Below are 16,929 nucleotides of genomic sequence, written 5' to 3'. Positions count from 1 at the left end.
TCATATTCAATTATTCAAATTAGCTCAAACTATGCCAAACTGCCACAGCCAAAAAGCGAGAGGAAGGAGGGCTGAAAAGCACTCCAAAAATCGGCTCTCGGTTAACCACTTTGGGAACCACTTCCCCCTCTTTTTGGCCAGTTAACCACTTGCGGACCACTAAAAATTGGGTGAAAACGGCTCTCGTTTGGTCAAATGAGGGCAAACTTTTGTCACCCGTTTAGGTATAAGAAAACCCCGGAAAACCTTGATTTTCCGGGGTTTTGTAAACCTTTTGATATAGTCTGAGCAGTCGATTATCTCTTGCTGAACTGCGGAGCGCGACGAGCTGCTTTGAGACCGTATTTCTTTCTTTCCTTCATACGAGGATCACGTGTCAGGAAGCCAGCTTTCTTCAGAACAGGTCTGAAGTCTGCATCTGCTTCCAGCAGTGCTCTTGCGATACCATGACGGATTGCACCAGCCTGACCGGTGTAGCCGCCGCCCTTAACATTAACGAGAACGTCGAACTTGTCAGCTGTATCAGTAGCTGTCAGAGGCTGACGAACGATTACTTTCAGAGTTTCCAGACCGAAATACTCATCAATGCTTCTTTTATTGATTGTCACATTGCCGTTGCCGGGTACCAGGTATACTCTGGCAATGGAGCTTTTTCTTCTTCCAGTTCCGTAATATTTTGCTGCGTTAGCCATTTTCTAATTCCTCCTTTTCGATCCTTTAGTTAAAATGTCAGTACTTCAGGCTTCTGTGCCTCATGCTTGTGATCAGGACCAGCATAAACGTGAAGTTTGGTGAACATCTGTCTTCCTAAAGGTCCCTTGGGAAGCATTCCTTTCACTGCTAACTCAATAACCTGCTCAGGCTTCTTGTTCAGCTTTTCTCTCAGAGTTGCATCCTTCATACCGCCAACATAGTCGGAATGATGATAATAAATCTTCTGATCCAGCTTCTTGCCTGTTACATGGATCTTTTCTGCATTCACAACGATTACATAATCGCCGGTATCAACGTGAGGGGTGTACTCAGGCTTGTTCTTGCCTCTCAGTACTTTAGCTACTTCAGATGCCAGACGGCCAAGGGTCTTGCCCTCTGCGTCTACTACATACCATTTTCTATCAATTTTAGCCGGGTTAGCCATAAATGTTTTCATAGTGTACCTCCATACAATCTACAGGTCATTCGCTGCGCGTATCCGAACCGGGAATTGAACGAATACAGGTCTGTTTTTGATAAAATGCTTTTCCGGGGCAGGTAAAACATTTTCAGACCGCCACATTTGATAATTATATGCTACACAACCTCTTGTGTCAATCTTTTTTTATTAGATTTTTTCGCTATTTTACAACACTTTTCATGCAGTTACAAACCGCCTTGCATTCTTGAAACCTTTCGTCCTGAAAATCCTTGCATCACAAAAACTCATACTCCACCAGCGTCAGTCCCCGTGCTGGGGCAGTCGGTCCGGCACAGCTTCTGTCACAGTGCTGGAGGATCTCTTTTATATGCTCCGGCGGGTATTTGCCGTTCCCGACCTCTATCAACGTTCCTGCAATGATCCGTACCATATTATAAAGAAATCCTGTACCGGTCACCCGGATCGTGATCAGGCTGCCCTCTTTTTTTACCGAAAGATCTGTGATCGTCCGAACCGTGGTCTCCGTCTGCGTATGAATACTGCAGAAGCTTTTGAAATCATGCTCTCCGATAAGATATCCTGCTGCCGCATTCATCCTGTCTATATCCAGCTTTGTATAGGTAAAATGTGTATACAGTCGGCAGAGCGGATCCGGAAATTCGTCATTGAAAATCCGGTATTCATATGTTTTTTTACTGCTGCACTTACGCGGATGCCAGTGCGGTGAAACCTCATAGGATTTTCGAACCCGGATATCCTCCGGCAAACGCTGGTTCAATGCGTAGGAAAATTTGTCCCCGGGCATCCGGACAGCGGTATCAAATACCGCGTAATTGCAGCGCGCATGGACACCGGAATCCGTACGACTCGCACCGGAAACCTCAATTGGTTCCTTTGTCAGGGCAGACAGCGCACGGTTTAACTCCGCTTCGATGGTATTGCCATTTTGCTGTATCTGCCACCCCTGATAATTTGTCCCGTCATATGCTACCACCAGACAAATGCGGCGCTTTTTTCGTATTTCCATCGTCTCCATTACAGAAGCACCCTCCCGATCAGAACCGCTGCCACCAGATAGGCGACCAGAACTCCATAGCCCATATAGTCCTGCTTTCGATAAACGAGCGGCTTCATCTTTGTCCTCCCCTCGCCGCCGCGGTAGCATCTGGCTTCCATCGCCATGGCAAGGTCATTTGCGCGCCGAAACGCAGCGATAAACAACGGCACTAACAAAGGAACCATCGCCTTTGCCCGCTGGATCAGACTTCCATTTTCAAAATCCGCGCCTCTCGCGATCTGTGCTTTCATGATCTTGTCTGTCTCTTCCAGCAAAATCGGGATAAAGCGCAGCGCGATAGACATCATCATGGAAACCTCGTGCACCGGCACCTTAAATTTTTTAAGCGGATTCAACAGGCTTTCCAGGCCGTCCGTCAGATGATTCGGCGTAGTTGTCAGGGTCATCAGCGATGAACCGATGATCAGCATTACCAGACGAACTGCCATCTTGGATGCCATCTCAATGCCTTCCCATGTGATTTTCAACTTCCAGATCGTCACAGCCGGAGTTCCGGGAGTCAGAAAAAGGTTAAACACAACCGCAAAAAGCATCAGAAATACGATTGATTTCATACCTTTTACCATGAATTTAAAGGGCACATTCGATAACCGAATGCACAGTGCCAGAAACATTGCCGCCAGCAGATATCCCCATACGTTATTCACAACGAACAGGGAAATGATAAATGCAAGCGTCCCTACAAGCTTTACCCGACAGTCCAGCCTATGCAGCACGGAATCCGTCTGATAATATTGTCCAAGTGTAATATCCCTAATCATTTGCTGTTCTTCCTCACTGCCTGCAGAATCGTCTCCTTTGCTTCCTCAATCGTTGTCGCAGAAGGATCCACGTCAAAGCCATTGTCCTTTAGCTGGTGCAGAATATAGGTCACCTGCGGTGCGGCAAGTCCGACTGCCTCCAGCTCCTTTACATGGGAAAAAACCCGGTGCGGTACGTCATCGAACATCACCTTTCCCTTGTTCATCACAATAATGCGCTCCACATAATTCGCCACATCTTCCATGCTGTGGGAAACCAGCACCACGCTGATGCCTGTTTCCTTCTGCAAATGAGAAATTTGCCCTAATATTTCGTCCCTGCCCTTCGGATCAAGTCCTGCTGTCGGCTCATCCAGCACCAAAATATCCGGCTCCATTGCGAGCACACCTGCAATTGCCACTCTCCGTTTTTGTCCGCCGGAAAGCTCAAACGGGGACTGTCCGAAAAATTCTTCCGGAAAACCCACCAGCTCCAGTGCCTTTTTTGCACGCCGCTCGATCTCCCCCTGCTCCAGCCCGAGGTTTTTGGGGCCATAGCAGACATCCGCAAATACATCCGTTTCAAACAGCTGATGCTCCGGATACTGAAAAACCAGCCCGACCTTGCTGCGCAGCGTCTTTCTCGAATAATCCTGAGCCCAGATATTTTCACCGTTAAAAAGAATCGTTCCCTCTGACGGCTTTAAAAGCCCGTTCAGATGCTGCACCAGCGTCGATTTTCCGGAACCGGTATGGCCGATCAGTCCGATAAACTGACCGTCCGGAATTTCCAGATTCACATCATCCAGCGCACGCACCAAAAGCTCCGTATCCGTTCCATATAAATAACTTACATGCTCCAGTTTTAATCCCATTGTTTCCTCACTTTACAGGCATTTGTCTGTTATCCGATGCGCCTGTTTTACTGCCTGTACACAGCTTTTTTAACTCCTCCGTCAGCTCCTGTGCTGTCAGAATGCCATCCGGCAGCTTCAGTCCGCTCTTTTGCAGCTCATAGGCGAGTAATGTAACCTGCGGTACATCCAGACGCAAATGCTTCAACCGTTCCACCTGGGAAAAGATCTCCCGCGGCGTTCCCTGCATCACAACCTTGCCTTCATCCATTACAAACACCCGGTCGGCATAAATAACCTCTTCCATATAATGGGTAATCAGGATGATCGTGACATTTTCCACGTCATTCAGTGCACGAGCCGCCCTTATGACATCTTTGCGCCCGTTGGGATCCAGCATTGCCGTCGGCTCGTCCAGCACAATACATTTCGGATGCATTGCAAGCACGCCTGCGATGGAAACGCGCTGCTTCTGTCCGCCGGAAAGCTTATTCGGAGAATATTTTCGATATTCATACATTCCGACTGCTTTTAAGCTTTCCTCCACTCGTTCCCAGATTTCCTTTGTCGGCACACCGAGGTTTTCCGGTCCGAAGCCAACATCCTCCTCCACGACCTGCCCGATGATCTGATTGTCCGGATTCTGAAATACCATCCCGGCAGTGCTGCGCACATCCCAGGTATGGTTCTCATCTGCCGTATCCATGCCATCCACAACAATACATCCCTCCGACGGCAGCAAAAGCGCATTAAAATGCTTCGCCAGCGTCGACTTTCCGGAACCGTTATGTCCCAGGATCGCAATAAATTCGCCCGGCTCCACCGAAAGATTTACATCCTTTACCGCTGGAACCTCTCCCTCCACATTGCCTTCCTCATCGTGACGGATATAATGATAACTTAAATGTTTCGTCTTTATAATGCTCATGTTTTCCTCTCATTTCTGAGCACGCTTTTTGCGCATGCCGAGTTTGTGTCAAGTGCACGCAGATACAAATCTCGAGCTTGAATAATTTTATTTTTCAAGCTTCTTCCCGTCTGCACAAATGCCTGCTGTTTCAATGTTTCCAGAAAAATCGGGGTCAATCCTGTTCCATTTTAACAGCACACCTCCTGAATGGCAAGGACAATCCTGTTGCGGCTTTTATCACACTGCTGTATAATCATCCTGCGTACCGGGTTTTCGACGAACATCATCGGCATGATCCTTGTTGAAATTTTCTTCATCTCCGGCAAAATACACCCGTCCGCATAAACACTTTTATATAGGATTGAAGCATTCTTATGAAAAAACACTCTAATGATTTCGGAAACGACTCTGTACCGGGACTGGTTCTGCGAACCTCGATCCCCTTTATGTTCGCGCAGTTTGTCAACGTTCTTTACAGCATCGTTGATCGCATTTATATCGGAAATATCCCGCAGATCGGAGATGTTTCCCTGGCAGGCGCCGGCATCTGTGCGCCCGTCATCACGCTGCTTTCTTCTTTTGCAACACTGATCGGTATCGGCGGCTCCGTCCTGTTTTCGATGCGTCTCGGAGCAAAGGATCAGGAAAAAGCAAAAAATCTCCTTGGTACAAGCTTTTCCATGCTGCTCGTTTTTTCCGCTGCACTTACCATTTTGTTTCTATTGCTGAAAGCTCCGCTTCTTCAATGGTTCGGTGCAAGCAAAACAACATTTCCCTACGCCAATACCTACATGACGATTTATACACTCGGCACGTTCTTCGCCCTGCTGTCCATGGGCATGAACTATTTCATCACCGCGCAGGGATATCCGGGGCTTGGGATGGCAACAACCTTGATCGGAGCGATTGTCAACATCGTACTGGATCCCGTATTTATCTTTCTGCTGCATATGAATATTGCAGGTGCTGCCCTCGCTACCGTCCTCGCGCAGTTGTCTTCCTGTGTTTTTGTCCTGCTGACGCTGAAACAGAAAAAAATGCCCATTCCCCTGACACTGGCACCGATCCGGCGTTCTACCGCAGTACGCATCCTGAAAATGGGCTTTTCTCCCTTTTTAATTCTTGCAACCGACAGCGTGATCATCATCGCCCTAAATGCAGTCCTGCAGCATTTTGGCGGTCCGGAATACGGAGACACTCTCATCACCTGCGCAACCATCGTACAGAGCTACATGCTGCTCATCACCTCGCCGATGCTCGGCATCACCGGAGGCTCCCAGCCCCTCATCAGCTTCAACATGGGTGCCGGAAAGGTTGAGCGCATCCGCAAAATTGTACTTTGCGTCCTGCTTTTATGCATCGGTTTTACGACGTTTATGTTCCTGCTGTCCCGTTTTGTTCCGCAGTATTTTGTCCGAATTTTCACCCAAAACCCGGAATACGCATCTCTTTCTGTCTGGGGAATTCAGGTCTTTACCCTCGGCGTTATCCCGCTGAGCTTCCAGTATGTCTTTGTAGATGCCCTGACTGCCATGAGCCTGACAAAGCTGTCCCTGTTTTTATCCCTGCTGCGGAAAAGCGAGTATTTTGCAGCGACCTGTCTGCTTCCCCTCTTTTTCGCTGCAAGGATGTGCTTTTACGCGGAACCCATTGCAGACACGCTTTGCTTCTTCTCTTCCAGTCTTGCCTTCTTCCTGATCTATAAAAAATATCTCAAAGGAGAAGGACGTCTCTCACAGCTTCGCCTGTGAGGGCCGTCCTTGTAAAAATAGCGATCGATAAAAAAGAATGTGCCTTGGCACATTCTCGCGCCGAGGCGCAGAGCGAGCATTCTATTATCACGAATTAAAAAGAGCCGGATAAACTCGACAGACATTTTCAGTCCGCCGTCTTATCCGGCTCTCCATTTCTTCAGAATGATTTGCTCTCCGATCGGAAAACATACCATCATTTAATTTGAAAAATCTCTGATTAGATCAGCTCCAGTACAACTTCCATTGCACCATCGCCCTTACGCTGGCCGATCTTAACGATTCTGGTGTAACCACCCTTACGGTCTGCGTACTTGGGAGCGATTTCATCAAATACCTTTGCAGGCATATCGATCTTCTTGGTGTTTTTCTTCTTACCAGCTGCTGCGGCAGGAACCTCAGTAACAGGATAGAATACTTTCAGCATCTGACGTCTTGCATGCAGTCTGGAAGGCTGATCTTTCTTGATCTCCTTCTGAACTTCATCGTAAACGGTAACCTTCTTGCCATCTACAACTTCTTTTACTCTCTTGCCGTCTTTGTCCTTGCGGGCAACCTTAGCAGTAACAGTAACGGTATCGAAGTTATCTTTCTCCTTGATGCCCAGCGCAATGATGCCCTCAGCGATCTTACGGATTTCTTTTGCCTTAGCTTCAGTGGTAACGATTTTACCTCTGTACAGCAGGCTGGTTACCTGGCTTCTTAACAGAGCCTTTCTCTGATCAGATGTTCTGCCTAATTTTCTATACTTTGCCATTGTATTATTTTCCTTTCAATCCTGGTACATCCGGCCATGCCCTTTGGTCTTACTCACCGAATGTTTGTTTACGCCAATCATGTTTTGCGACCGGACGTGCCTTTTGGACTTACCGCCGACCGAACTTTCCTATTTACAAAATGCGATATAGCTTTTAGAGTCAACCGGTGTTCACCGGCTGCACAAACCCATTTCTGAATTTGCCTTACTCCTCACTGGGTCTGAAATGGAAACCCAGCTCGCTGATTTTTGCCTGTACTTCTTCGAGAGATTTGCGGCCCAGATTACGAACCTTCATCATGTCTTCCGGGGTCTTATTGATCAGCTCTTCAACCGTGTTGATACCAGCACGCTTCAGGCAGTTGTAAGAACGAACAGAGAGCTCAAGCTCATCGATGCTCATCTCCAATACCTTTTCCTTCTCGTCATCTTCCTTCTCTACCATAACCTCTGCGGTCTTGGCATTCTCCGAAAGATCGATGAACAGGCTCAGGTGCTCGCTGAGTACCTTCGCAGCCAGACTGACAGCCTCATCGGGAGCCAGTGTGCCGTTCGTATAAACATCCAGGGTCAGCTTATCATAGTCTGTCACCTGACCGACACGGGTATTCTGTACTGCCATATTTACTCTCTCAACGGGAGTGTAAATGGAATCAACAGCGATAACACCGATCGGAAGATCATCGCTCTTGTTCTTGTCAGCACTTACATATCCTCTGCCCTTGGTGATTGTCAGCTCCATGTAAAGCTTGCAGTCCTTGCCACCGCTCAAATGAGCGATGACAAGATCCGGATTCAGAATTTCGATATCCTGATCAGCCTGAATATCGGAAGCGTGTACCACGCCTTCGCCCTCAAACTCAATGTATGCGGTCTTAGGCTCATTGGTCTCGCTGCTGTTCTTGATTGCAAGACACTTGATATTCATGATGATCTCAGTTACATCTTCCTTCACGCCGGGAATGGAACTGAACTCGTGCAGCACGCCTTCGATTTTCACCTGGCTAACTGCTGCACCGGGTAAGGAAGACAACATGATTCTTCTCAGCGAATTGCCCAGGGTAATTCCATATCCTCTTTCCAGAGGCTCCACCACGAACTTGCCATACTTCTTATCTTCGGAAATTTCGGCAACCTCAATATTGGGTCTTTCAAAATCAAACACTGTAAATACCCTCCTTTATGAACAATCTGAGATGGACAGTTATCTTCTAATTATTTGGAGTACAACTCGACGATAAGCATCTCGTCTACCGGAACATCGATCATTTCACGGGTAGGAAGCTGCTTAACAGTGCCCTTGAATGCTTCTTTTTCTACATCCATCCATTCGGGAGTCAGTCTTCCTGCAGTTACCTCAAGGATGTCCTTGTATCTCTGCATGGTCTTAGCGCTTTCCTTCACTTCGATCACGTCACCAGCCTTTACCTGGTAAGAAGGAATGTTTACGCACTTGCCATTTACCAGAATGTGCTTGTGGTCAACAACCTGTCTTGCTTCTCTTCTGGTTCTTGCGAAGCCCATACGGAAAACAACGCTGTCCAGTCTAGCCTCAAGCATGGTCATCAGGTTTTCACCGGTCATGCCTTTCATTCTGTCTGCCTTCTTGTAGTAGTTACGGAAAGGCTTTTCCAGAACGCCGTAGATGAATTTTGCTTTCTGCTTCTCTCTCAGCTGCAGACCGTACTCACTCATCTTCTTGCCTGTTCTGGCGGTTCTGTTAGATTTCTTATCATAACCCAGGTATGCGGGCTCCAGTCCAAGGGATCTGCATCTCTTTAAAACAGGGACTCTATTTACTGCCATTTTTATAATCCTCCTGATTATTGTTTACAGCACGGCTTCTGCCGTGTCTTCATCCAACCTACTTCTGATTTGTGTCTATTCCAACGATGGGAATATGCAGCAGCCATCTGAAACCGGGAGCTTCCCGGTCAGATTCTGCAAAGCGTCGATTAAACGCGACGACGCTTGGGCGGGCGGCAGCCGTTATGCGGAACAGGAGTCACATCCTTGATGCTGACTACATCCAGACCGCATGCGGACAGCGCACGGATTGCAGCCTCACGGCCTGAACCCGGTCCCTTTACAAAAACATCTACGGTCTTTAATCCATGGATTAAAGCTGCCTTTGTAGCTGTTTCTGCAGCCATCTGCGCTGCATACGGAGTAGATTTCCTTGAACCCTTAAATCCCAGACCGCCGGCAGAAGCCCAGCTTAAAGCATTACCTTCAGCATCTGTCAGAGTAACGATTGTGTTATTGAAAGAAGACTGAATATGTGCCTGTCCGTGTTCAACGTTTTTCTTGACACGCTTTTTTGTCACTTTTTTGGTAACTTTCTTGTTTGCCATTTAAACTAACCTACTTTCCCTTGTTTGAATTATTTTTTCTTGTTTGCAACAGTTCTCTTAGGACCTTTTCTTGTTCTTGCGTTGGTCTTTGTCTTCTGACCACGAACCGGAAGGCCTTTACGATGACGGATGCCTCTGTAGCAGCCGATTTCCTGCAGTCTCTTGATGTTCAGTGCGATCTCTCTTCTCAGATCACCTTCAACAGTCATGGTTTCGTCGATCACTTCGCTGATCTTCTTAACCTCATCGTCTGTCAGGTCTCTGCAGCGAGTGTCGGGATTAACACCTGCCTGAGCTAAAATCTTTGTTGCGCTGGGTCTGCCGATACCGTAAATGTAGGTCAGGCCGATCTCAACACGTTTTTCTCTGGGTAAGTCAATACCTGCAATACGAGCCATTTACATTTCCTCCATTCTGTGTGCGCAATGCGCACAGCTGCACAGGCCAACTCTTTCCTGTGCGTCTTCAAATAATAGTTACTAATTGACTGGGGTACCATGTACCCAACCGGTAAACCGGTCTTTCCGATACTCTCTCACAGATTGCTCCGTGCGGAAACGATGTGCTTTACACATTCTGTTTCTTCACACAGCCGTTCCCGACCTTTGGATAAAGGTCTCTTTTCGGTATCAAAAAGTAATCTCCCGTAATAAATGTGCTCTACTACGTTCAATTATTTTCAAGCGGACCTTAGTAACAATCCGCTGCCAGCCGTCTTAGATGCGACGGGGTAAATCGTTTTCTTCCAATTAATTAAATTAGAAAGAACTACTCAACCCTGTCTCTGTTTGTGCTTGGGGTTCTCACAGATAATTCTGATGGAACCTTTCCTTTTGATGACTTTGCACTTTTCGCAAATCGGTTTTACGGATGCTCTTACTTTCATTCTTAACCTCCATTTCTACCGTCCTCCGCACCCGCGGAATCCGGCAAGAATCCTGATCAGATCGCCTTTTCGAAGCGTTCTGACCGACCTCCTTCCAAAAAGACCGTTACCTATTGTAGCATGAAAATTCAATACTTGCAACCATTTTGAGGCAAAAAAACACCAGTTTTTCCGGGTTTTTCTGCCCTTTTTTTATAAAAAGGTACCAGCCTGCGATGGGTCGCATAAGCAGCAAAATCCATTCCACCGCTTATGCATCCTCGCGGAGCATTTTTATCGTATGGAAACGAAGTTTCCTATACGATAAAAAATCCTCGGCGGCAAAGATGCCGCCGGGGACTGAAATTTTTCTTATTTATCTCTCCAGATGATTCTTCCCTTGGAAAGATCGTAAGGGGACAGCTCCAGTGTCACCTTGTCGCCGGGAAGGATACGGATGAAGTTCTGTCTCAGCTTACCGCTGATATGTGCCAGAACTCTGTGACCGTTTTCCAGTTCTACCTGAAACATGGTGTTGGGCAGCTTTTCCACTACTGTGCCTTCGATTTCAATAACATCTGCTTTCGACATATCTTACCTCCGTTCGTTTGCTTTCTCCATACTATAAAGTTTTATGCAGCGTTTGATTTTCGTATCCGCGTCCGCCGGGTTTTGGAAAAGATCCTCCAGCTCGCTGCTGTCCATCCCTCCGTTTAAAACCAGCTGAACGTGTTTTCTTTTTTTCCGTTTGGGTGACTGATACAGACGGCTGATTCCGTCTGCCAGCCAGATAACATCCCCATCCTCCCGGATCACCAGAAAAATGCTTCCTTTATCATGTCCCGCCAGGGAAACTGCCAGTTTACCGACCATCTGTGTCCTCCTTAATACAACGTCAGGATCTCCGGTTCCCCATCGGTCACCAGAATCGTGTTTTCGTAATGCGCTGACAAGGAGCCATCCTTTGTAACGACCGTCCAGCCATCCCGCAGGAATCGTACCTGCCAGGTTCCGGCATTGATCATCGGCTCAATCGCAAGCGTCATGCCCGCCTGTAAGCGGACGCCTCTTCTTTTCTGTGCATAGTTGGGAATCTGCGGATCTTCATGAAGCGCTGTTCCGATTCCATGGCCAACCAGATCCCGCACAATTCCGTAGCCATAGGGTGTAACATACTCCTCAATGGCTCTCGAAATATCATGCAGGTGCTGTCCTTCCTTTGCCATTTTGATGCCTTCAAAGAAGCTCTGCTTTGTTACATCCATCAGCTTTTGTGCCTCTGTGCTCACCTTGCCGACCGCATGTGTCCGCGCCGCGTCGGAATGATAGCCCTTATAGATCAGTCCCGCATCCAGGCTGACAATATCGCCTTCCTTTAAATAACGGTCCTTTCTCGGGATTCCATGCACGACTTCGTCATTGACGGAAACACAGATAGAAGCAGGATATCCATTATAATGGAGAAAATTCGGGATACATCCGCAGTCTCTGATGAGTTTTTCTCCCTTTGCATCAATTTCCCAGGTGGAAATGCCGGGCGCAATCATCGCTTCCAGCTCCTGATGCACATGAGCAAGGCGCTTTCCGGCCTCCCTCATCAGTTCGATTTCTCTTGCAGATTTAATTGAAACGGCCATAGTTCCCCTCCAAAATGCTGACATCCGCTCTCATCAGCCCAGAATCGCGGTGATTGCAGCAAATACCTCTTCCATCGGAACGGTACCGTCCACAGTCTTTAATACACCTTTTTCGGTGTAGAAGTCGATCAGGGGCTGTGTCTGTTCGTGATAAACGTTCAGACGGTTCTTTACGGTTTCCGGCTTATCGTCGTCACGAAGCACCAGTTCGCTGCCGCATACATCACAGATGCCCTCTTTCTTCGGAGGTACATGCTCGATATGATAGGTAGCGCCGCAGGTCAGGCATGCACGGCGTCCGGACATTCTCTTTACGATGTTTTCATCCGGTACATCTACGTTGATTGCGTAATCAATATGATCTCCAAGCTTCGTCAGCTCGCTGTCCAGAACCTCAGCCTGAGGAATGGTACGCGGAAAACCGTCCAGAACATAACCATTCTTGCAGTCGTCCTGTGCAACACGGTCTAACAGAATGCGAACTGTCAGTTCGTCCGGAACCAGCAGCCCCTGATCCATATATTTTTTTGCTTCCATGCCCAGCTCAGTGCCGTTTTTAATATTTGCACGGAAAATATCGCCGGTGGAGATATGGGGTACTCCGTACTTATCTGCGATCATTTTTGCCTGAGTTCCTTTGCCTGCTCCAGGCGCGCCTAACATGATAATCTTCATGATCTCTTTCCTCCGCTGTTTTTTTTGTAGAATGCAGACAGGGACAGAAACGTCGCCGTCCTGTCCCCGCCCGAATCCGGACCGTCTGTTATGCAGACAGCCGTTTAGTCATTTAAAAATCCTTTATAATTCCGAACCATCATCTGGGATTCGATCTGCTTTAAGGTTTCCAGCAGTACACTGACAATAATGATCAGGCTCGTTCCGCCGAAGGAAACACTTGCACCGAATACTCCGTTAAATACATAAGGGAGTACGCATACGATCGTAAGACCGCAGGCACCGATGAAGATCAGGTAATTCAGAATTTTGTTCAGATAATCGCTGGTAGGCTTACCCGGACGAATACCCGGAATGAAACCGCCCTGCTTTTTCATATTGTCGGCAATTTCCAGCGGATTGAAGGTAATCGATGTATAGAAGTAGGCGAAGAAGATCACCATTACAATATACACGATCAGTCCGATGGAGTATACCAGTTCACTGGGCTTGCACCAGTAGCTGGAATTCAAGCCGCGCAGGATATAAGCCCACGGACCTGTTCCTTTGTATCCGGTCAACTGAGAAATGATGATCGGAATCTGCAGAATCGACTGCGCGAAGATAACCGGGATAACACCTGCGGTGTTTACCTTTAAGGGAATAAAGGTGGATTGTCCGCCTACCATCTTGCGGCCCTGTACTTTTTTGGCATACTGTACCGGAATCTTCCGTACAGCATCATTTAAAATGATAACCAAAATTACCATTCCGACGATGATCGCCAGAATGATAACTGCAGCAAGCGCTCCTACAGCAACTGCCTTGCCTTTTACAAACTGCTGATAAAGACTGGACAGATCGCTGGGCATACGGGAAATAATATTGATGGTCAGCACGATAGAAATACCGTTGCCCACACCATTTTCCGTAATACGCTCGCCGATCCACATCAGGAATGCACTTCCTGCTGTCAACGCGGCAATTACAGTAATTACGTTAAGCGCATTGAAGTCATCCATCAGACCCTGGCGTCCGAAACCGATCGCCATAGCAGCAGACTCGATCAATGCCAGACCAACCGTCACATATCTTGTAATGGAGGTCAGTTTTTTACGCCCCTCTTCCCCATCTCTCTGCATTTCTTCCAGCTTCGGGATCGCAATCGTTAAAAGCTGAATAATGATCGATGATGTGATGTAAGGGGTGATGTTCAATGCGAACAGGGACATGTTCTCGAAAGAACCGCCGGTGAACGCATTGAAAAAGCTAAACGTATCTCCTGTCTGCGCCGCGAACCAATTGGAGAAGAAGTGTCTGTTTACACCCGGTACCGGGAGCTGGCAGCCAATACGAATGACTACCAGCATCAGGAAGGTGAACAGAAGCTTCTTACGGATCTCCTTGATCTTAAACGCATTTTTCAGGGTAGTAAGCATTTACATCACCTCTGCAGTTCCACCAAGCGCCTCGATCTTTTCCTTTGCGGATGCACTGAATGCATTTGCTTTTACATCGAGCTTTTTGGTAAATTCTCCGTTTCCAAGAATTTTAACGCCGTCCTCAGGGTTCTTTACGATACCCTTCTCGAGCAGTGTCTCAACAGTTACGGTTTCACCGTTCTCAAATACTTCAAGTGCACTCAGATTGATTGCAACGATATCCTTAGAGTTTCTGTTTGTGAAGCCTCTCTTAGGAATACGTCTGTATAAAGGCATCTGGCCGCCTTCAAAGCCCGGTCTCGGAGCACCGGAACGTGCCTTCTGACCCTTGTGGCCCTTACCTGCTGTCTTACCGTTACCGGAAGCATGGCCACGGCCTCTTCTAAAATTATCGCTGTGTACGGAACCAGCTGCGGGCTGTAAGTTAGATAATTCCATTTCCTGACACCTCCTCTTTTTATGCTTCTTCTACTTTCAGCATATATCCAACCTTCTGGATCATGCCTCTGGTAGACGCGTTATCAGGCATGATAACAGTCTTGTGCATTTTGGTAAGACCCATAGCCTCTACGGTTGCTCTGTGCTTCGGCACTGCACCGATGGGGGACTTAACCAAAGTGATCTTTAAATTCTTCTCTGCCATTTTTGTCTCCTCCTTGATTAAGCCATGATCTCTTCTACAGACTTACCACGCTTAGCTGCTACTTCTTCAGGAGTCTTGATCTGGCTTAATCCCTGAATGGTTGCCAGAACGACATTCTGCTTGTTGGTGGAGCCCAGCGCCTTGGTACGGATATTCTTGATACCAGCCAGCTCGCAAACCACACGGGCAGGACCGCCAGCGATGATACCAGTACCTTCAGGAGCTTTCTTCAGCAGAACGGTAGAAGAACCATACTTGCCGAGGAAGTCATGTGTAACGGAATTGTTCTCATCCAGAGCAACGGATACCAGATGCTTTGCAGCGTCTTCTTTACCCTTACGGATTGCTTCCGGAATTTCAATGGATTTGCCCAGACCTACACCTACATGTCCGTTGCCATCGCCTACTACTACTAAAGCTGTGAAACGCATGTTGCGGCCGCCTTTTACAACCTTGGTAACACGTTTGATGGAAACGACTTTGTCTGTTAACTCCAGATTTGTCGTATCAATAATTGTTCTTCTCATCTGATGTGTTCTCCTTCCTAGAATGTCAGGCCAGCTTCTCTGGCTGCCTCAGCTAAAGCTGCAACTTTACCCTGGTAGATGTAGCCGCCGCGGTCAAATACAACCTCGGTGATACCCTTTTCCAGAGCGCGTTTTGCGATAACAGTTCCCAGATATGCCGCAGCATCAACGTTATTGGTCTTCTCCAGTTCAGCCTTTACATCCTTTTCCAGGGTGGAAGCAGCTGCCAGAGTCTTGCCAACGGTATCGTCGATAATTTGAGCATACATATGATTATTGCTTCTGAATACGGCCAGACGCGGTCTCTCAGGAGTGCCGCTGAAACGGTTACGCATTCTTCTGTGCTTGTTCTCACGAACGACCTGTCTTGATTTCTTACTAACCATTTTTACACTCTCCTTATCCGTTATTTCTTACCAGTCTTACCAACTTTGCGTCTGATAACTTCATCAGCATACTTGATACCCTTGCCCTTATAAGGCTCCGGTCTTCTCTTGTCTCTGATCTCAGCTGCAAACTGGCCAACCTTTTCTTTGTCGATACCCTTTACGATGATGATGTTCTGACCGTCCAGTACAGTTTCGATACCTTCGGGATCTTCCATCTCAACGGGGTGGGAATAACCTAAGGATAATGTCAGCTTCTTGCCTGCTTTAGCAGCCTTGTAACCTACACCGTTTACTTCCAGCTTCTTCTCGTAGCCGGTTGTAACACCAACAACCATGTTGTTGATCAGTGTTCTGGTCAGACCATGCAGGGATTTCATTTTCTTTAAGTCGTTGGGACGTGTAACAACAACGTGTCCATCTTCCAGTTTAATTGTCATCTCTTCAGGAAGCACTCTTTCCAGTGTTCCTTTGGGACCTTTTACAGTCACTTTATTATTTTCTGCAACCTCTACAGTTACGCCTGCAGGAATCGCGATTGGCATTCTTCCTATACGTGACATGCCCGTACCTCCATAATATAGAATAATTGATAGGATTACCAGTTATCTCTTGGTTTTTTCCACCCGGAGAATGCAAAGCATTCTCGGAGACGAAACTTTAGAATTTCTTATGCGGCGTATTATGACGTATTAGAAATTCTTTTCGTCTTATGAAGCCTAGTAATTCTTAGATGACGTATTTTGTCATCTTAGAATTACTCTTCATTTTTTTACCAGATGTAAGCCAGAACTTCGCCGCCAACCTGCAGCTCTCTTGCTTTCTTATCGGTAATAACACCCTGGTTGGTGGAAATGATTGCGATACCAAGACCGCCCAGTACGCGGGGAAGCTCTTCCTTACCAGCGTATACACGCAGGCCGGGTTTGGAGATTCTCTTGATACCGGAAATGATCTTGTCGTTCTTATCTTCACCGTATTTCAGAGTGATGTGGATGGTCTTGAAAGAACCTTCATCCAGAATATCATATTTTTTAATATAGCCTTCATCCAGCAGGATCTGTACAATAGCCAGCTTCATTTTGGACGCAGGTACATCTACTGTATCGTGTTTTGCAGTATTTGCATTACGGATTCTTGTAAGCATATCTGCAATAGGATCGCTCATTGTCATTGTGATTTACCTCCTTCTCTTA

General features: G+C 47.2%; 24 protein-coding genes. 1 reads left to right on the top strand and 23 read right to left on the bottom strand.

The window, feature by feature from the left end; translation table 11 throughout:
- Window positions 1-296 precede the first annotated feature (296 nt).
- From rpsI to ACLTOQ_RS10400, 6 genes are all read right to left on the bottom strand, one after another.
- A complete protein-coding gene (gene rpsI, locus ACLTOQ_RS10425; RefSeq protein WP_117960398.1) occupies window positions 297-692 on the bottom strand; it encodes a 30S ribosomal protein S9 in 396 nt (131 codons plus the stop codon).
- 29 nt (window positions 693-721) lie between these two features.
- On the bottom strand, window positions 722-1,150 hold the full coding sequence (rplM, locus tag ACLTOQ_RS10420) for a 50S ribosomal protein L13 (protein WP_021916000.1): 429 nt from the start codon (window positions 1,148-1,150) through the stop codon (window positions 722-724).
- Window positions 1,151-1,409: 259 nt separating this feature from the next.
- A complete protein-coding gene (gene truA, locus ACLTOQ_RS10415) occupies window positions 1,410-2,171 on the bottom strand; it encodes a tRNA pseudouridine(38-40) synthase TruA (RefSeq protein WP_412271467.1) in 762 nt (253 codons plus the stop codon).
- On the bottom strand, window positions 2,171-2,974 hold the full coding sequence (locus tag ACLTOQ_RS10410; RefSeq protein WP_337425707.1) for an energy-coupling factor transporter transmembrane component T: 804 nt from the start codon (window positions 2,972-2,974) through the stop codon (window positions 2,171-2,173). The genes truA and ACLTOQ_RS10410 overlap by 1 nt, the downstream gene beginning before the upstream one ends.
- Complete coding sequence (locus ACLTOQ_RS10405; RefSeq protein WP_117960402.1) at window positions 2,971-3,828, bottom strand: energy-coupling factor transporter ATPase; 858 nt, start codon at window positions 3,826-3,828, stop codon at window positions 2,971-2,973. Before ACLTOQ_RS10405 ends, ACLTOQ_RS10410 begins: the two co-directional genes overlap by 4 nt.
- 7 nt (window positions 3,829-3,835) lie before the next feature.
- The gene (locus tag ACLTOQ_RS10400) at window positions 3,836-4,735 is read right to left on the bottom strand and encodes an energy-coupling factor transporter ATPase (protein WP_021915996.1); all 900 of its coding nucleotides are present in this window, start codon (window positions 4,733-4,735) and stop codon (window positions 3,836-3,838) included.
- Between the two features lie 356 nt (window positions 4,736-5,091).
- Between ACLTOQ_RS10400 and ACLTOQ_RS10395 the strand changes: the two genes are divergently transcribed.
- The gene (locus tag ACLTOQ_RS10395) at window positions 5,092-6,468 is read left to right on the top strand and encodes an MATE family efflux transporter (protein WP_337425706.1); all 1,377 of its coding nucleotides are present in this window, start codon (window positions 5,092-5,094) and stop codon (window positions 6,466-6,468) included.
- Between the two features lie 220 nt (window positions 6,469-6,688).
- Here the strand turns inward: ACLTOQ_RS10395 and rplQ are convergent, their stop codons facing one another.
- From rplQ to rpsH, 17 genes are all read right to left on the bottom strand, one after another.
- Window positions 6,689-7,225 carry a 50S ribosomal protein L17 gene (gene rplQ / locus ACLTOQ_RS10390; RefSeq protein WP_021915994.1) on the bottom strand — a complete coding sequence of 179 codons (537 nt, stop codon included), beginning with the start codon at window positions 7,223-7,225 and terminating at the stop codon, window positions 6,689-6,691.
- 205 nt (window positions 7,226-7,430) lie between these two features.
- Window positions 7,431-8,390, bottom strand: coding sequence for a DNA-directed RNA polymerase subunit alpha (locus tag ACLTOQ_RS10385; protein WP_117960405.1), 960 nt, complete (start codon window positions 8,388-8,390; stop codon window positions 7,431-7,433).
- Between the two features lie 50 nt (window positions 8,391-8,440).
- Window positions 8,441-9,031 (bottom strand): 30S ribosomal protein S4, encoded by a 591-nt coding sequence (rpsD, locus tag ACLTOQ_RS10380; protein WP_021915992.1) that lies wholly within the window; start codon window positions 9,029-9,031, stop codon window positions 8,441-8,443.
- Between the two features lie 149 nt (window positions 9,032-9,180).
- Entirely contained in the window at window positions 9,181-9,579 is a 399-nt protein-coding gene (rpsK, locus tag ACLTOQ_RS10375; protein ID WP_021915991.1) for a 30S ribosomal protein S11, read from the bottom strand.
- A gap of 29 nt (window positions 9,580-9,608) precedes the next feature.
- Window positions 9,609-9,977 (bottom strand): 30S ribosomal protein S13, encoded by a 369-nt coding sequence (gene rpsM, locus ACLTOQ_RS10370; RefSeq protein WP_021915990.1) that lies wholly within the window; start codon window positions 9,975-9,977, stop codon window positions 9,609-9,611.
- A gap of 374 nt (window positions 9,978-10,351) precedes the next feature.
- Window positions 10,352-10,465 carry a 50S ribosomal protein L36 gene (gene rpmJ / locus ACLTOQ_RS10365; RefSeq protein ID WP_021915989.1) on the bottom strand — a complete coding sequence of 38 codons (114 nt, stop codon included), beginning with the start codon at window positions 10,463-10,465 and terminating at the stop codon, window positions 10,352-10,354.
- Window positions 10,466-10,816: 351 nt separating this feature from the next.
- Window positions 10,817-11,035 carry a translation initiation factor IF-1 gene (gene infA, locus ACLTOQ_RS10360; RefSeq protein WP_009256116.1) on the bottom strand — a complete coding sequence of 73 codons (219 nt, stop codon included), beginning with the start codon at window positions 11,033-11,035 and terminating at the stop codon, window positions 10,817-10,819.
- A gap of 3 nt (window positions 11,036-11,038) precedes the next feature.
- The gene (locus ACLTOQ_RS10355; protein ID WP_021915988.1) at window positions 11,039-11,317 is read right to left on the bottom strand and encodes a KOW domain-containing RNA-binding protein; all 279 of its coding nucleotides are present in this window, start codon (window positions 11,315-11,317) and stop codon (window positions 11,039-11,041) included.
- Window positions 11,318-11,328: 11 nt separating this feature from the next.
- Entirely contained in the window at window positions 11,329-12,081 is a 753-nt protein-coding gene (gene map, locus ACLTOQ_RS10350) for a type I methionyl aminopeptidase (protein WP_021915987.1), read from the bottom strand.
- Window positions 12,082-12,114: 33 nt separating this feature from the next.
- A complete protein-coding gene (locus ACLTOQ_RS10345) occupies window positions 12,115-12,756 on the bottom strand; it encodes an adenylate kinase (RefSeq protein WP_021915986.1) in 642 nt (213 codons plus the stop codon).
- Window positions 12,757-12,860: 104 nt separating this feature from the next.
- The gene (gene secY / locus ACLTOQ_RS10340) at window positions 12,861-14,174 is read right to left on the bottom strand and encodes a preprotein translocase subunit SecY (RefSeq protein WP_021915985.1); all 1,314 of its coding nucleotides are present in this window, start codon (window positions 14,172-14,174) and stop codon (window positions 12,861-12,863) included.
- Window positions 14,175-14,615 carry a 50S ribosomal protein L15 gene (gene rplO / locus ACLTOQ_RS10335; protein ID WP_021915984.1) on the bottom strand — a complete coding sequence of 147 codons (441 nt, stop codon included), beginning with the start codon at window positions 14,613-14,615 and terminating at the stop codon, window positions 14,175-14,177.
- A 19-nt stretch (window positions 14,616-14,634) separates the two neighbouring features.
- Entirely contained in the window at window positions 14,635-14,820 is a 186-nt protein-coding gene (rpmD, locus tag ACLTOQ_RS10330; protein ID WP_021915983.1) for a 50S ribosomal protein L30, read from the bottom strand.
- A 17-nt stretch (window positions 14,821-14,837) separates the two neighbouring features.
- The gene (gene rpsE, locus ACLTOQ_RS10325) at window positions 14,838-15,347 is read right to left on the bottom strand and encodes a 30S ribosomal protein S5 (protein WP_021915982.1); all 510 of its coding nucleotides are present in this window, start codon (window positions 15,345-15,347) and stop codon (window positions 14,838-14,840) included.
- A gap of 17 nt (window positions 15,348-15,364) precedes the next feature.
- Complete coding sequence (rplR, locus tag ACLTOQ_RS10320) at window positions 15,365-15,733, bottom strand: 50S ribosomal protein L18 (protein ID WP_021915981.1); 369 nt, start codon at window positions 15,731-15,733, stop codon at window positions 15,365-15,367.
- 20 nt (window positions 15,734-15,753) lie between these two features.
- A complete protein-coding gene (gene rplF, locus ACLTOQ_RS10315) occupies window positions 15,754-16,296 on the bottom strand; it encodes a 50S ribosomal protein L6 (RefSeq protein ID WP_021915980.1) in 543 nt (180 codons plus the stop codon).
- Window positions 16,297-16,505: 209 nt separating this feature from the next.
- The gene (gene rpsH / locus ACLTOQ_RS10310) at window positions 16,506-16,907 is read right to left on the bottom strand and encodes a 30S ribosomal protein S8 (RefSeq protein WP_117960409.1); all 402 of its coding nucleotides are present in this window, start codon (window positions 16,905-16,907) and stop codon (window positions 16,506-16,508) included.
- Window positions 16,908-16,929: the final 22 nt, after the last annotated feature.

This window comes from Gallintestinimicrobium sp., assembly GCF_046968865.1.
In the GTDB taxonomy this organism is placed as follows: domain Bacteria; phylum Bacillota; class Clostridia; order Lachnospirales; family Lachnospiraceae; genus Gallintestinimicrobium; species Gallintestinimicrobium propionicum.
This window is presented reverse-complemented; position numbering and strand designations above follow the sequence as displayed.

Excerpts from the sequence above, each read along its gene's own strand:
- rpsI (WP_117960398.1), bottom strand. The coding sequence starts at position 692 with ATGGCTAACGCAGCAAAATATTACGGAACTGGAAGAAGAAAAAGCTCC.
- rplM (WP_021916000.1), bottom strand. The coding sequence starts at position 1,150 with ATGAAAACATTTATGGCTAACCCGGCTAAAATTGATAGAAAATGGTAT.
- truA (WP_412271467.1), bottom strand. The coding sequence starts at position 2,171 with ATGGAGACGATGGAAATACGAAAAAAGCGCCGCATTTGTCTGGTGGTA.
- ACLTOQ_RS10410 (WP_337425707.1), bottom strand. The coding sequence starts at position 2,974 with ATGATTAGGGATATTACACTTGGACAATATTATCAGACGGATTCCGTG.
- ACLTOQ_RS10405 (WP_117960402.1), bottom strand. The coding sequence starts at position 3,828 with ATGGGATTAAAACTGGAGCATGTAAGTTATTTATATGGAACGGATACG.
- ACLTOQ_RS10400 (WP_021915996.1), bottom strand. The coding sequence starts at position 4,735 with ATGAGCATTATAAAGACGAAACATTTAAGTTATCATTATATCCGTCAC.
- ACLTOQ_RS10395 (WP_337425706.1), top strand. The coding sequence starts at position 5,092 with ATGAAAAAACACTCTAATGATTTCGGAAACGACTCTGTACCGGGACTG.
- rplQ (WP_021915994.1), bottom strand. The coding sequence starts at position 7,225 with ATGGCAAAGTATAGAAAATTAGGCAGAACATCTGATCAGAGAAAGGCT.
- rpsD (WP_021915992.1), bottom strand. The coding sequence starts at position 9,031 with ATGGCAGTAAATAGAGTCCCTGTTTTAAAGAGATGCAGATCCCTTGGA.
- rpsK (WP_021915991.1), bottom strand. The coding sequence starts at position 9,579 with ATGGCAAACAAGAAAGTTACCAAAAAAGTGACAAAAAAGCGTGTCAAG.
- rpsM (WP_021915990.1), bottom strand. The coding sequence starts at position 9,977 with ATGGCTCGTATTGCAGGTATTGACTTACCCAGAGAAAAACGTGTTGAG.
- rpmJ (WP_021915989.1), bottom strand. The coding sequence starts at position 10,465 with ATGAAAGTAAGAGCATCCGTAAAACCGATTTGCGAAAAGTGCAAAGTC.
- infA (WP_009256116.1), bottom strand. The coding sequence starts at position 11,035 with ATGTCGAAAGCAGATGTTATTGAAATCGAAGGCACAGTAGTGGAAAAG.
- ACLTOQ_RS10355 (WP_021915988.1), bottom strand. The coding sequence starts at position 11,317 with ATGGTCGGTAAACTGGCAGTTTCCCTGGCGGGACATGATAAAGGAAGC.
- map (WP_021915987.1), bottom strand. The coding sequence starts at position 12,081 with ATGGCCGTTTCAATTAAATCTGCAAGAGAAATCGAACTGATGAGGGAG.
- ACLTOQ_RS10345 (WP_021915986.1), bottom strand. The coding sequence starts at position 12,756 with ATGAAGATTATCATGTTAGGCGCGCCTGGAGCAGGCAAAGGAACTCAG.
- secY (WP_021915985.1), bottom strand. The coding sequence starts at position 14,174 with ATGCTTACTACCCTGAAAAATGCGTTTAAGATCAAGGAGATCCGTAAG.
- rplO (WP_021915984.1), bottom strand. The coding sequence starts at position 14,615 with ATGGAATTATCTAACTTACAGCCCGCAGCTGGTTCCGTACACAGCGAT.
- rpmD (WP_021915983.1), bottom strand. The coding sequence starts at position 14,820 with ATGGCAGAGAAGAATTTAAAGATCACTTTGGTTAAGTCCCCCATCGGT.
- rpsE (WP_021915982.1), bottom strand. The coding sequence starts at position 15,347 with ATGAGAAGAACAATTATTGATACGACAAATCTGGAGTTAACAGACAAA.
- rplR (WP_021915981.1), bottom strand. The coding sequence starts at position 15,733 with ATGGTTAGTAAGAAATCAAGACAGGTCGTTCGTGAGAACAAGCACAGA.
- rplF (WP_021915980.1), bottom strand. The coding sequence starts at position 16,296 with ATGTCACGTATAGGAAGAATGCCAATCGCGATTCCTGCAGGCGTAACT.
- rpsH (WP_117960409.1), bottom strand. The coding sequence starts at position 16,907 with ATGACAATGAGCGATCCTATTGCAGATATGCTTACAAGAATCCGTAAT.